Raw genomic sequence first — 12149 nt, forward strand, 5'->3', positions numbered from 1 at the left:
AAACGGTTCCCAGGGTTTCCCTTTTCCATAGCTTACCTTCCGAGCTTTTGGCTCTCCGGTAAACCCGGTCTGGTTCAGTTAGGAACCCTTCCCGGCGAAGAACTCCGCCAGGACCGGACTCGCCGCACTCTTCGCCGAGCTGAGGAGTTCCGACCCTCCGAGCGAGGCTTTCGACAGCCGCACGAGCCCGCCTTTCTCTTCGATGCGATAACACCGGCGCTTCTGCCCTCCGCGCCGGTAGTGGGTGGCGGTGACGATCTGGCAGGTACTGCCATCGCTCAGCGTGACCGGCGCGGCGAGCTTGATTCTGTCGCCCTCTTCGTAGTCCGGGATCGCCGCCCAGTCTCGGCAGCGCTGGCGCCAGGCATGGGCATAGCTGTCGGGGTCCTTCAACTCGGAGAGCAGGGCCAAGAGGCTGAGCGGCGCCCGCGACTCCACTGGCCCGGCGCTCTCCTCCATGTCTTTGTAGCCCCAGCAGCCATCGTCGTAACGCGTCAGGAAGACGGCCCCGAAGGTGATCGATCCGTCCTGGTCGGTGGCGTAAGTCGCATCCTCGACCGGCGACCCATCGACATTCGTGACCTTCGCTGCCGCATACCAGGTCGAGCCGACCTTGCAGGCCTTGAGCAGCACCGTCTTGCGGGTGTCCGTCTCGAAGGTACAGAGCCGGGCGATTTCAGCCTTTTCGTCGGCGTAGGTTTTGACGCGGCGATCGGTGTAGAAGAGCCAGCCCACTATGCCACCCTCCGGTCATCGATCTCAATGAGCGCGTCGAGCGGCACCCGGTAGGGCAGCATCTCGTCGAAATCCTCGCAATTGCCGCTGTTCTGCACGACCGCATGGGTGTCGTTGGCGTCCCTGAGGATCACCCGGAACGTCCCACCGAGGCCTGAGGGGACGTCATAAGTGCCGCCGATCAGGTAGTCGGCGGCGCGGCGCAGGAAGACGCGGATCGTGTGGCCATCGGTCGCCAGCCGGATGGTGTTATGACCCCGGTCGATGAGCATCTGCACGTCGTCGAGAATGTCGGTGTAGAACTGGCCCGTCAGATCGCGGAAGGCCGCCTGCCGGGCCGCCATCCAGTCCGGATCGCGGAACGGGTTGATGCCCTCGGCGAAGGCATGGGCCGGATCGGCGCGTTCGGTGGTGACGATCCGTGTCGACGTGCCATCGATCCCGTTCGAGCGCAGATGGACGCCATTGCCGACGATCAGGATCAGGGCGGGTTTCCCGACCGGGCCGTTCCAGTTCGGCAGGAAGGTGGAACAGCCGCGCGCATGCGCGATCTGGGCCGCGACGCTCGCCGCGGAGAAGCTGAGAAGTGCCATGGGATATACCTGTGAGTTGGAGGGAGGGGTGCGACCCGCGCCGGTCGGAGCGGGTCGCCTGCTCGATCAGGCCGCTTCGGCGACCTCGGTTTCGTCTTCGGGCGTCTCGGCCGGTTCGACGCCTGCCGTCTGCATCATCGGTGGACACCAGGAAGCGACCGCCGCGCGCTGCGCCTCGGTAAGCGTGGCGAAGGGCTCGGCGAAAAGCTTGTCGCAGAATTCGACGACTTGCTTCTTGGTAGAAGAGGCCAGGGTCACCGCCTCCTGTGCGAGCCCCAGCTCCTCGCCGAGGATCTTCAGGAGCCAGGCCTTCTTGAAACGGTTGAAGAGTGCCGCGTTCGGCGTCCAATGCGCCCGGATGTCCGGCATGATCTCGACCTCGAAATCGTGCATCAGGCTGTCGCGCTTCCGGTCCCGCGCAAAGCAGGGTCGTGTCGTACTGGACGTGACAAAGGCCACGAGCTTTGCTTTCTCGCCCGCATCGAGTGCCCGGAAGAGCGCGAACTGATCGGCTGGGGATTTCGCGTCATCTGCCCAGGAGAGGTCGAGCGCGTCACGGGCCTCGGCCACCTGCTCGAGCGAGGTGGTGTCGATCTCTTCGATTTTCGCGTGGCTGCGATACTCCTGGCGGGCGTCGACCTTGATCGCTTCGGTCACGCTCATGCTGTGGCCCAGCCCATCGGTGACGAGCTTGAAAAGCGTGAGATCGAGCGTGGCCTCCGGGTGCATCGCCATGGCGGCGCCGAGCGCCATCGCGCGTTCGGTCTTCAGATCCTCGGTCAGCGAGGCGGGATAGGTGATCTCATCACTATCCGCCGTGCCTTTCTCGCCCGGCGCGGTGGAAGCAGCCTTGCCGGAGCTCTCCGCCTTGTCTTCAGGACGCACCAGGCCAACATGCAGACTGATCTTGCCATGCGACCAGGCGGCGATCACGCCAGAGCGCGCAAGATCCCCAGCGCTATAGGTCTCCTGAAGATCCCGTGCCTCGGCCTCCAGCGCATCGACGCGATCATAGAGATCGTTGTAGGCCTCGTCCTCCAGCTCCTCGTTCTCCATCTCATGTTCGAGCTTTTCGAGTTCGGCGGTGATCTCATCGACGCGCCTCGAGCCCTCCTCATCGGGTTCGACCGGACCGGGATAAACCCGGCCGTAGTCCGCCATGGCGGCGAAGTCGTACTGGATCACCGCGTCGGCCCAGGCAAAGCCGATCTCTGCCCGCGCCTCTTCGGCGGCGGCGGCGAGTTTTTCCAGCAGGATCGTCTCGACCAACGCGGAATCCTCAAGCACTGAATGCTCATCCAGCAGATCGGCTGCGATGGCACCGCCGCGCGCCTCGTAGTCCTTCCGCACGAAGGCTCCGATATCGTCGCTGACCTGGACGCCGCGGGACTTCAGCGCGTTGCGGACCGTGTAGGCCTGGACATGGTTGTCCTCTTTGGTCAGCGCCTCGAAGACCTCGCGTTGCACCTCCTGACTCGGATGATCGGCGAATGCCTTCATCGTATCGAGAGTGATCGATTTGGCGCGCGCCGCGGCACGGATGTCGGGATGGATGAGCCCGTAGCGCAGACGGCCCTTCACGGCCGCCACGGTCGTGCCGAAGGTCTTGGCGATGGTCTCGGGGGTCTGGCCGTCGACCTCCATCATCCGGGCGAAGGCCTCGAACTCGTCGATGGCGTTCATCGGGGCCTGGGTGATGTTTTCGGCGAGCGACAGCGCGGTGGTCACATCGCAATCATCCGGCACCAGACGGCAATCGACCTTCGTGCGATTGGTGAAGCCCTTGGCGGTCTTGTCCGCGACGAGCTCGATGAGCGCCGCGTGGCGCCGGCCACCGGCGAGCACCCCGAACTTGCCATCGATTTTCTGGACGAGCAGCGGCTGCAGGAGGCCCAGAACAGCGATGCTGGCTTTCAGATTTGCGATGTTCTCCGAGGCATAGGTCTCGGGGGAATTGGTACGCACATTCGCGGGATGGGCGACAAGATCGCCGATGGCGACGGTGGTAGGTTTGAACGTGTGAGTCATGACATGTCCTTCTCGACGTGTTTGAGAGGGCCGCGCGGGTCTTCGCGCGACCGATCCCCGGATCCGGGAACCAATAGGACAAGAGGCCCACTTTCCCTTTCGGAGGGTCAGCGGGCCTTTCGGTATTGAAGAGGTAGGTGCGCCCTGCCCTACCAGTCACGCGCCATCATGATGGTCAGCACGCGCATGGTGGTTTCTGGATTGTCGGGAGCCTCGGCGCCGTAGCGGAAGTCGGAGTCTGCTTCATACAAATCCAGTTTCCAGAACACAGTCTCGCCGCGGATCGTGACGGCCCCGAAATCGTGCCAGCCCGCGGGATCGTTCTCGGGCTCGAACGTGTCGAATGCACCTGCGGCCTGAACGGCTTCCGTCACGAAGCCATCGCCGGCCCCGATCAGGGACTGGGTTACGACGAGGCGGCCCTGGATCGGCTGATCCGGGGCAATGCCGAGGCAGGCAAACCTGCGGAAGGCGTCGTTCAGGGATGCGATGACAGCCGCGTTCGGTCGCGGATAGCCTGCGGGTTCAGGATGGCTCATGGGTCTGTCCTTTCCGGATGGGTTGAAACCACCAGACCCGAAGCCTTCCTTCCCTTTGCTCTGAGACATCACCTCACGCGGCCCGATCGGCATCCCCCGCCCTGCCCGCCTCCGACCGGCCGATCAGGTAGTCGCAGGCCCGCTGCGCGTCCGCCGCATGCTTGAAGATCGCATTGGTATCCGAGCGCAGGACGCGGAGCCAGTTGTAGAGGTAGGCCGCGTTCATCTCGAGCGTATGCGCCGTGAATCCGAGCTGCTGGCCCAGGAAACAGGACGTCAGCTCAGCCACGATTTCTTCGCGTGCGTAAGCCGTGTTTCCGAACCGGGACAGACCGTAGTTGCGGTTCAGGCGATGCGGCGCCTTTGTGGCATGAGAAAATTCGTGTGCCCAAACGCCGTAAAAGTTTCGCGGATCCTGGAACCGTGAGATGGGCGGCATGTAGACCTTGTCGACAGCAGGCATGTAATAAGCCTCGTCGCCCGCGAACACTGTGGTGATGTCAATGGCCTCGAAGAAGGCCTGCATATGCGGTATCGGCTCTGCTGCCGGATGATCCGGCACGGGCTCGGGGTCGGGATGGAAACTGTCCGGGAGCCCTTCGATCTGACAGGCGTTGAAGACCCGGTAGGATTTCTGGAAACGGAAGACGCGGGCGCCGTCGCTCTCGTCATCGTCAGCCGTTTCACCCCCCTCCGCTTGTTTCCGGCTCTGCCCGTAATAGACCACCAGGGAGGATTTCTCGCCTTTGCGGATCCGGGCGTCCAGGGCGTTGGCCTGTGGCATCGTCATCCAGAAGGGCGAGCGGTAGCCCGCCACCGTCGTCCGCATGGTCAGAAGGAAGTTGTTGACCCCTTGATAGGGCTCGCCGCACACGCGCAGAGGCCGGGAACTGCCACCCGCCGTCCAGGGCTTGCGCCACGGCAGGACACCGCGTTCGATGATCCGGATGAGTTCGTTCGTGATCGACGCGGCGGCGTCGAATTTGGGCTTGGACTTGGCCATGGGTGGTCTCCGATGTCAGAAGGAGCGCACGGCAACCGTGCGCGGATCGGAGAGCGGTTTTGAAAAGCAGTTCCGAGGGGGGGAGAGCAGGACCCCTCCGGAACCCCGCCTGACCCCTTTCCCGCCTTCTCCGGATCCAACCGGACCCAAGGCCAGCTTTCACTTTCAGAAGGTACGGAAGATCAATACCCGAAGGTGGCACTCGGAAATTCAGTAGTTCAACGCTGTCGAACAAAGCCTCTGCGAGTTTTGAAACGGTCTTGTTGGCTCAGGCTCGTGCAGGCTCAAGATAGCACTGCCGCGTCTTGCCAGAATGCCAGCAACGCGAGGCAACGCGGCGGCTTGTTGTTGAAATTCGCGCCGGTTCGGGCGACCGGCCACCGACGCGGGCGATCGTCAGGCAGGGGCAATGGGGCACCCCACCCGCGGTGGCGGCGGATCAACTGCCCGGCATCCGCGCGAGCAGGCCAAGAAGCTGTTTCCGAGCCGGGATTTTCATTGAGTTGCCTGTCTCAGGACACTCTCTCAAACTTCCGATATCAAGTACCCGGCTAGAGTTTTCTTGGAACACTAGGGCACAGCACCGGCTCCGTGGGTTCTTGCCAGAAAAACCGAAACACTTTCCAGCGTGCTATCGGATGATTTCTGGTCTATGAGTGTAAATCCCTGCTGAATCGGGCTTTTTTGGCTTCCACCCTAGAAAATGCCCAAGAGCTACCGACATAGGTGTCAGGTAGGGGCGACATTTATGTCGTAGGCCCCTGCTGTCTGTGGCGGGAATCCCCCTGTCGCACCTGTCGCCCAAAGTAGATTCCATTCAACCATATTCCCCATCATGACCCCAAGTGGACTATCCGAGTACCCCTCAGCCCCTGTCACTGGCGTCACCCCGGTGGATTTGATTGAGATGCAATGAGCGTGCATATGACTGATTAACAGCGATTTAGAGGTATCATTGTGGCACAACAAACCAGACCTAAGGAGCAGGAAAAGCAGCTCCGCGAGAATGAGAAGAAGTGGACGAAGACCCTCATGGAGAGCGGGTTTACTGTTTTCCCGAGCGTTATCCTTGAACGGCAGAAAGCTCTCGGCCTCAACCCTCTTGAGGTGAATATTCTTCTGTTCCTTTGTACCTTCTGGTGGACGAAGGATGGACGGCCGCGCCCTGCAATCGGTACCATTGCAGAAGCTGTCGGCCGCAGCCCGCGCCATGTCACCCGCGTGATTACAGGTCTTGTCGATGCAGGCCTTATCGAACGGCACCAGCGGAGCTACAAGGAGACGGGGAACCTCACGAACGAATACTCCTTTGACGGGCTAATCAAAGAAGTAATGCCCTTTGCCAAGGAAAAGATCGAGGAGCGTGAAGCGAAGGCGGCCGAGAAGAAGGCCAAGACGGCTAAGAAGGGCAAGCCCAAGCTGCGAGTCGTGAAAGATAGCGACTGAACGACCATGCCGTACTTCAAGAACAAGAAGATCGGAGGTCAGGAGTTTGACCTGGCTCACCTCGATCCATTCAGCTTCGTCGTGACACATGACGACACAGATTATGCTGTCCGTGTCACATTTGAAGACCATGTCTTCACCACCGCTTTCGATCCAGGGCTTCATACGCCCGATCTGGTTTATAGCCGAAGATCAGGAGACTGGCGCGCGTTCGACGCTGCCCGGTGGCAGCAGTCGCAGACTTTGCCGGGGCTATTCCGCACCATTGGCGGTCACAGCGTATACCATTCGATGGGTCGCAACTTCTTCTTTCTGCGCGGTGCGGCAGGAACCCCGCCCTACGCAGTGTTTTTCGAACCGACACGGTCCAATCGTAGCGACACGGATGTAGCGGTGATTGTCCGTTCCGCATATGAGAAAAACGGGATGACGCGATGGGCCAGTCCGATCAAATTTCCCAGGCTCATCGACTCGGTTGCACGTGGAATTCAAACACCGCTTGGCCCACGAGCGCAGATAAGGCGGCGTTGAGCGGTCGCTAGAAACGAAAATAGGCCCCGCAGGACCTACTTCGGGAGCTTGCACTCCGGTCGGGATCCTCTTGCGCCCCACTGGGGACCGGCTAGGCCGGCAGGTCGCCGTATCGCTGTTACGCTCACCCGATCATAGACGACAGCAGAGACATATACGACAGGGGGGTAGATTTCAAGTTAAGATCACGAACCAAGCCCTCTCCCTTGTTGTTCGGTCCAAAAGTACACCGAAAGTACGAAAACATTTCACAGGTAGACATCGGTGAAATTTTTTCGTATCCTTCCTGGCGAAGGAGCGCCTCATGTCCAATGTTGTCCATCTGCACAAGCCACCACCTCAAATCGCTCACTACCTTCGGATAGGCTATCGGGAGCATGTTCTGGGCGACCGAATGCGTGCCGAAGGCCGGTTTGCAGAACAAGGTTTCGTCTTCGACGCCTGCCACGCAGAGGCTCAGGCAGACCTGATCCGTGACCTTCGTGCTGAGGGTAGTGAGTTGATCCTCGACACCAATATTGCGGAGCAAAGCGTTGTTGGGCGCTTCTCTGGAACTGTAGCGAATGCACCATGGGCCCGGAAGGACAGCCCTTTAGAAGCCGAAGATTTTAGGGCGGGAACGAACCGAAGTGTTGTTGAACCGATCTCCCGGTTTGCCGTCGCCAAGGGTTTTCACACCATACTGAGCCCGACCCATTACCTTGGTGGGGATCAGTTCTTTTGGTTCGATGTTGATCGTCGCAGTTGCCAGTCTCTTCGAGACGCCCTTGACCGCGAGGGCGGGCGTCACGTCGGCATTAACTATGCGCTGATCCTGGACAATGCTCAGATCAAGGATACTGACTTGGTGAAAGGAATCGTAGCGGGACTACAAGGTTTGCCAATAGCCGCCCTCTGGTTGCGGGTCGCAGGCTTTGGTGTAGACGCGACAGGTGCGGGTGTCGACAAGATGGCACGTGCGGTCCTCCAGTTTCACGAACTGGGTATTCCGATCATCATGGATCGCCTCGGTGGGCAAACGGCGCTGGCGCTTTCTTCTCTGGGTGTGACCAGCGGCTACACGAACGGCATGAAGGGTAAAGATGGATTCCAGACCGGAGGTTGGCTCAAGCCGCGTGGTGGCGGGGGAGGCGGTAATGATCGTGCCGTCTTCGTGTCGGGCCTTGATCGTCGTATGTCAGTAAAAGAGATGAAGGCGCTATTCGACGCTTCTGCAACTGCGCGTTCTGTGTACGGTTGCAGGGATACAGGGTGCTGCAGCAACATCGAGGCCATGCTGCGCGAACCAGAAGCGCACCATCTACGCGAACAGCAGAAAACGTTGGCTGATCTGAGCCAAGTGCCCGAAGCTCTGCGCCCTGACTACTATCTAGACAATCATCTGGATGCGATGCGGCTCAAGGCTGAACGCTCTGCGCGGCTAAAAAAGGCACCAGAAGACTTCATCAAGAAAGCTGAAAAAGCGACAACTAGGCTCACAAGAATGACAACTGCCCTCGAACAAACATTTCAAAAAATAGGACAAATCCCCTTTGCACCTGAAGCGACTTTGCCGTCTTCCGTAGCTGCACAGGGTGTTTCATCCAGGAAAAAGCCATGAGTGCCGTTGCTCAGAAAACTACGGCAGTCTCTCGTATGGTCGACGAGCTGCGTCAACTTGGTGGCCTAAAGAACGTGGACCTCGCTAACATTGTGGGCGTTTCGCCGCCCACGGTGCATCGCTGGAGTAAGGGCCAGGGCTCTCCGACCATCGAGAAACAGCAGGTCATTGCAGAGCTGCGATGGGTCGCAGAGCGCCTTTCTGATTTTTACGAGCCGGACGAAGCGCGCTTGTGGCTGCAAACCGGGCATCCGCAGTTGGATGGAGAAAAGCCCTACGACCTGATCAACGAAGACCGCACGGCCGAAGTCTTGGAGATTATCGACCGCTTGGAAAGTGGAGTTTATCTCTGAATGTCCATTCGACGGTCGAGCCATGATGTTACGCTGCTCGATGCGTTGAGTGAGCTTCCCGAGGTGCCTTTCACAGGAGACCTTTGGAGGGTCGTAAATGGGGCTAGATCGCCTATTGACGGTTCCAAAGGTGCCGGTCGTTGGAATCTCCGGGAAAGCGAAGTTCTATACTGTGCTCTCGAAAAGGATGGAGCATTGTCGGAGATTCACTTCCATATTAGCCGACAACAATCGGTTTTCCCGAGCCGCCTTACTTCAACGGCGTACAGGTTAAGAGCACAACTTGGCCGTACTCTCGATCTGACCGACAAGAATCTCTTGGTTAGGCTAGGCGTGGACCTTGGTCGCTACACAGAGATTCTCTATGATCGGACACAAAAGATCGGAGAAGCTGTGAATTTCCTAGGTTTTGAAGGAATGCTTGTGCCAAACGCACGGCATGAAAGTACCAACCTGGTGGTGTTTCCGCAAAACTGCGACCTCGACGAACTGCAAGAGATTGAAGGGACTGAAATCGACTGGACTGCCTGGCGCAATTCTCGCTAGAGCGAAAGTGCATATGAGACAGGTAAATTTGATGTTTGTTTGGCAAACTGCCAGAGTTCACTTACAAGCCTGTCGGCCTATGCGACAATCGTCGCCAGCTGCCGAGCTGCAACCAAATTGAACCACCACCTATGCGTTGAGTAGAGACTACCCAAATGCGGGTTTAATCAGCATTGGATGCCGATGACGGATTTTGCCACATTTGCTGAACAAATGAGCGAGCTAAGAGCGAACGTCACACTTAGAATGGAGAATGCTCTCTATAAACATTGCTTAGTCTGAGGCTCATAGCGTGCCTGCTCACATTGAACGATCTTGCCAATTGACCAACAGCGGTATCGCTGTCCAGCGCCTCTATTGCATCTGCCTGGTCAAGAAACTGCTTTGGCATAAGAAAGCTGGCGGCAAAAAAGTTCGCCTCGATCTCTTCTACATCAACAGCTAACGATGAAGTTTCAGATCGAAAGTTAACACGATAGTCGTGATCGACGTGGCTCGACATTCCGTCATGCAGTAAAAAATGCCCGAATTCGTGCGCGATTGTGAAGCGCTGACGCGTCCGACTTTGTTTTGCGTTCACACCGATCGTGACGGAGGAACCGTCGCGAACGATCAGACCCGATACGTCTTCTAGATCACCTTTTCTGAGATGGATCCCGTAGCTCGAAACGATGCTCTCTACGGGAACAGGCACCTGAGTTACGCCGTGTTGTTCCAGGAGACCCTCGACCAGTTTCTCGATCTTGGTGTAGCGAGCGCGTCTTGGAGCTCTCATATTCGCTTCGCCTTCACTGGCGTCGTAAGTTTCATAAGCAAAGTCTCCATTTTGGGATCGACGGCTTCTTCTTGAGGCTCATTCTCGAAACCGTCGATCACATCGAGAAGCGTAGACACCGGCATCCTGAGCGCTCTCGCAATTTCCATCAATTGATGGACCATGATGCTTTGCCCACCAGCCTCAATATTGGTGACAGTAGTTCTGGCCGCTCCGATGCGTCTTGCCAAAGAAGATTGAGATATCCCTAACGACTCACGACGGCTTCGAATGGCTCCGCCAAGGGCCTTGTAGAGGGCATCGCTCAAACCTTCCTCCCTTCGGCTGACCGGTCTCCATCATGAGTGTAACAGCCGCCATCGCGGAGGTCAACCAGATTGACATTGACACAGGCCGCCGGAATGGTTAACGGTCAACCATGTTGACAGCTAAACTAACTGACGATGATGAGTGAGCCCCATGTAAACCGACCCTTTCGGGTCCTGAGTCTCGACGGAGGCGGCATGCGCGGCATCTATACTGCCGCGTTTCTTGACCGTGTTTGTGAGCAGCAGGCCAAACGGGCAGGAGTGGATCGCCTGGACCTCGGGCTTGGGTTTGATCTGATCGTTGGGACGAGCACAGGAGCGATCGTCGGTTGCGCCGCTGCAGTTGGGTGTCCGATGAGCAAGGTGGTCACGCTCTATCGAGACCATGGCCCGAAGATCTTCCCCCACCGTATCAAGGGAACCATAAGCGCACTCTATCGGGCCAGTCGCGGGCGAAGCATTGTCCGGCGTGGTGACAATACACTGAGGGCTGCGCTTGAAAGCGTCTTGGAGGGCACGACCCTGGCCCAGGTCTACGAAAATCGCGGAATCTACATGAGCATTCCGGCTGTCTTGCTATCCGACCACCGCTCATGGGTCTTCAAGAAGACTCCCGTCAGTGGCGAACGTGATCGGGATTACAGCCTCGTCGACATTTGTATGGCTACGAGCGCAGCTCCGATTTATCGATCTTTGGCTGCCGTAAATGTTCCCGGCCAATGCGTCGGCTCGAAGCAGGTCTTTGCGGATGGTGGGCTTTGGGCAAACAACCCGGTCATGGTGGCGCTGACGGACGCCTTGGCAATCGCTGATCCGGAACAACCGATCGAGATCTTCTCACTCGGGACGTGCCCACGCCCCGAAGGTGAACACATCACAGGAGACAGCGTTCATCGGTCTCTTTTGGGGTGGAGGCTCGGGGCAGATGTCGCCCCGTTGGCCATCAGCGCTCAAGAGTTCGCCTATGACAACATGGCGCGTCTCATCGCGATACAACTGGGAAAGTGCGGAAGGGAAGTCTCCACGATCCGGTTTCCTCGAAAGGCGGTCCCGGCGAGCATGATGCCGTACCTGGCTTTGGACGACACTCGTACCGAAGCCATGGACCGGTTGACCACCCAGGCGCACACGGATGCCGACCTGACCATGAGCGCGTGTGATGATCCGACTGACGTGTCAGGCAACAAGATAAAGGCGCTGCTCGACTCATTGCCGGTGCTTGAGCCAACCAAAACACTCGTCTCATGCGAGGCAAACACATCAACACGTAAAGGAGGTGAGCAGCATGTATGATTGCAGTGCAGATGTTCGGGCGTTTCACAACCAGGAGGTCACGCTCCCGGAGTCCGAACGCAAAAAGATGCGCAGCCGACGCGACAGCAACCGCGTACGACTGGATGGAAATCTTGAGAAGGATGACAAGCCCGTCCCTTACGAACATGTCTCGCAAGGCAGCTGTCGTAGTACCCTAATAAAAGAGAAATTACCGCTTCTGGCCTATTTTGGCGATTTCTGTGCCTCTATTTAGGATATGTCCACAGGTTTCGGCGACCTTCGGATGAGTGGTTCCGTCTGCCAAATCTCTTGCGCGCGGAGCAGAAGTGCATGTCGATCAGTGAACCGCCCCGGGTTTGCCGGAGAGTTTTTTGTTCAAAACTTAGGCGACGTGATCAAGAGCATTTATGCTCGCGT

Annotated in this window: 13 protein-coding genes; 6 read left to right on the forward strand and 7 right to left on the reverse strand. The window is 58.3% G+C overall.

The features are described 5' to 3' along the window. Positions 1–78: 78 nt before the first annotated feature. The 5 genes from D8Z78_RS23950 to D8Z78_RS23970 form a co-directional block, all read right to left on the reverse strand. A complete protein-coding gene (locus D8Z78_RS23950) occupies positions 79–735 on the reverse strand; it encodes a DUF6927 domain-containing protein (RefSeq protein ID WP_121634641.1) in 657 nt (218 codons plus the stop codon). After that, a complete protein-coding gene (locus D8Z78_RS23955; protein WP_121634642.1) occupies positions 735–1328 on the reverse strand; it encodes a regulator in 594 nt (197 codons plus the stop codon). Before D8Z78_RS23955 ends, D8Z78_RS23950 begins: the two co-directional genes overlap by 1 nt. Before the next feature lie 66 nt (positions 1329–1394). Then, on the reverse strand, positions 1395–3356 hold the full coding sequence (locus D8Z78_RS23960; protein ID WP_121634644.1) for a ParB/RepB/Spo0J family partition protein: 1962 nt from the start codon (positions 3354–3356) through the stop codon (positions 1395–1397). A 149-nt stretch (positions 3357–3505) separates the two neighbouring features. Then, positions 3506–3895: a DUF3768 domain-containing protein gene (locus tag D8Z78_RS23965; protein WP_121634646.1), complete on the reverse strand. Its 390-nt coding sequence runs from the start codon at positions 3893–3895 to the stop codon at positions 3506–3508. Positions 3896–3968: 73 nt separating this feature from the next. Then, the gene (locus D8Z78_RS23970; RefSeq protein WP_121634648.1) at positions 3969–4898 is read right to left on the reverse strand and encodes an ArdC family protein; all 930 of its coding nucleotides are present in this window, start codon (positions 4896–4898) and stop codon (positions 3969–3971) included. A gap of 957 nt (positions 4899–5855) precedes the next feature. Between D8Z78_RS23970 and D8Z78_RS23975 the strand changes: the two genes are divergently transcribed. From D8Z78_RS23975 to D8Z78_RS23995, 5 genes are all read left to right on the forward strand, one after another. After that, a complete protein-coding gene (locus D8Z78_RS23975; protein WP_121634649.1) occupies positions 5856–6344 on the forward strand; it encodes a helix-turn-helix domain-containing protein in 489 nt (162 codons plus the stop codon). Positions 6345–6350: 6 nt separating this feature from the next. Then, entirely contained in the window at positions 6351–6875 is a 525-nt protein-coding gene (locus D8Z78_RS23980) for a hypothetical protein (RefSeq protein ID WP_121634651.1), read from the forward strand. Between the two features lie 304 nt (positions 6876–7179). Beyond that, positions 7180–8475, forward strand: a complete 1296-nt coding sequence (locus D8Z78_RS23985; protein ID WP_121634653.1) for a hypothetical protein — start codon at positions 7180–7182, stop codon at positions 8473–8475. After that, positions 8472–8828, forward strand: a complete 357-nt coding sequence (locus D8Z78_RS23990) for an antitoxin Xre/MbcA/ParS toxin-binding domain-containing protein (protein WP_121634654.1) — start codon at positions 8472–8474, stop codon at positions 8826–8828. The genes D8Z78_RS23985 and D8Z78_RS23990 overlap by 4 nt, the downstream gene beginning before the upstream one ends. Continuing rightward, positions 8829–9374 (forward strand): RES family NAD+ phosphorylase, encoded by a 546-nt coding sequence (locus tag D8Z78_RS23995; RefSeq protein WP_121634656.1) that lies wholly within the window; start codon positions 8829–8831, stop codon positions 9372–9374. Between the two features lie 241 nt (positions 9375–9615). Here D8Z78_RS23995 and D8Z78_RS24000 read toward each other — a convergent pair whose 3' ends face one another. Both D8Z78_RS24000 and D8Z78_RS24005 read right to left on the reverse strand, forming a co-directional pair. Next, positions 9616–10149, reverse strand: coding sequence for an ImmA/IrrE family metallo-endopeptidase (locus D8Z78_RS24000; protein WP_121634658.1), 534 nt, complete (start codon positions 10147–10149; stop codon positions 9616–9618). Then, positions 10146–10457 carry a helix-turn-helix domain-containing protein gene (locus D8Z78_RS24005; RefSeq protein WP_121634659.1) on the reverse strand — a complete coding sequence of 104 codons (312 nt, stop codon included), beginning with the start codon at positions 10455–10457 and terminating at the stop codon, positions 10146–10148. Before D8Z78_RS24005 ends, D8Z78_RS24000 begins: the two co-directional genes overlap by 4 nt. 138 nt (positions 10458–10595) lie before the next feature. On the opposite strand from D8Z78_RS24005, the gene D8Z78_RS24010 reads away from it, so the two are divergent. Next, entirely contained in the window at positions 10596–11750 is a 1155-nt protein-coding gene (locus D8Z78_RS24010; protein WP_121634661.1) for a patatin-like phospholipase family protein, read from the forward strand. Positions 11751–12149: the final 399 nt, after the last annotated feature.

Source organism: Tropicibacter alexandrii (assembly GCF_003667315.2).
Taxonomy (GTDB): domain Bacteria; phylum Pseudomonadota; class Alphaproteobacteria; order Rhodobacterales; family Rhodobacteraceae; genus Tropicibacter; species Tropicibacter alexandrii.

What these genes read in the sequence shown, in the direction of transcription:
- D8Z78_RS23985 (WP_121634653.1), top strand. Translation starts at nt 7,180, where the DNA reads ATGTCCAATGTTGTCCATCTGCACAAGCCACCACCTCAAATCGCTCAC.
- D8Z78_RS23965 (WP_121634646.1), bottom strand. Translation starts at nt 3,895, where the DNA reads ATGAGCCATCCTGAACCCGCAGGCTATCCGCGACCGAACGCGGCTGTC.
- D8Z78_RS23980 (WP_121634651.1), top strand. Translation starts at nt 6,351, where the DNA reads ATGCCGTACTTCAAGAACAAGAAGATCGGAGGTCAGGAGTTTGACCTG.
- D8Z78_RS23960 (WP_121634644.1), bottom strand. Translation starts at nt 3,356, where the DNA reads ATGACTCACACGTTCAAACCTACCACCGTCGCCATCGGCGATCTTGTC.
- D8Z78_RS24000 (WP_121634658.1), bottom strand. Translation starts at nt 10,149, where the DNA reads ATGAGAGCTCCAAGACGCGCTCGCTACACCAAGATCGAGAAACTGGTC.
- D8Z78_RS23970 (WP_121634648.1), bottom strand. Translation starts at nt 4,898, where the DNA reads ATGGCCAAGTCCAAGCCCAAATTCGACGCCGCCGCGTCGATCACGAAC.
- D8Z78_RS23995 (WP_121634656.1), top strand. Translation starts at nt 8,829, where the DNA reads ATGTCCATTCGACGGTCGAGCCATGATGTTACGCTGCTCGATGCGTTG.
- D8Z78_RS23955 (WP_121634642.1), bottom strand. Translation starts at nt 1,328, where the DNA reads ATGGCACTTCTCAGCTTCTCCGCGGCGAGCGTCGCGGCCCAGATCGCG.
- D8Z78_RS24010 (WP_121634661.1), top strand. Translation starts at nt 10,596, where the DNA reads ATGAGTGAGCCCCATGTAAACCGACCCTTTCGGGTCCTGAGTCTCGAC.
- D8Z78_RS23990 (WP_121634654.1), top strand. Translation starts at nt 8,472, where the DNA reads ATGAGTGCCGTTGCTCAGAAAACTACGGCAGTCTCTCGTATGGTCGAC.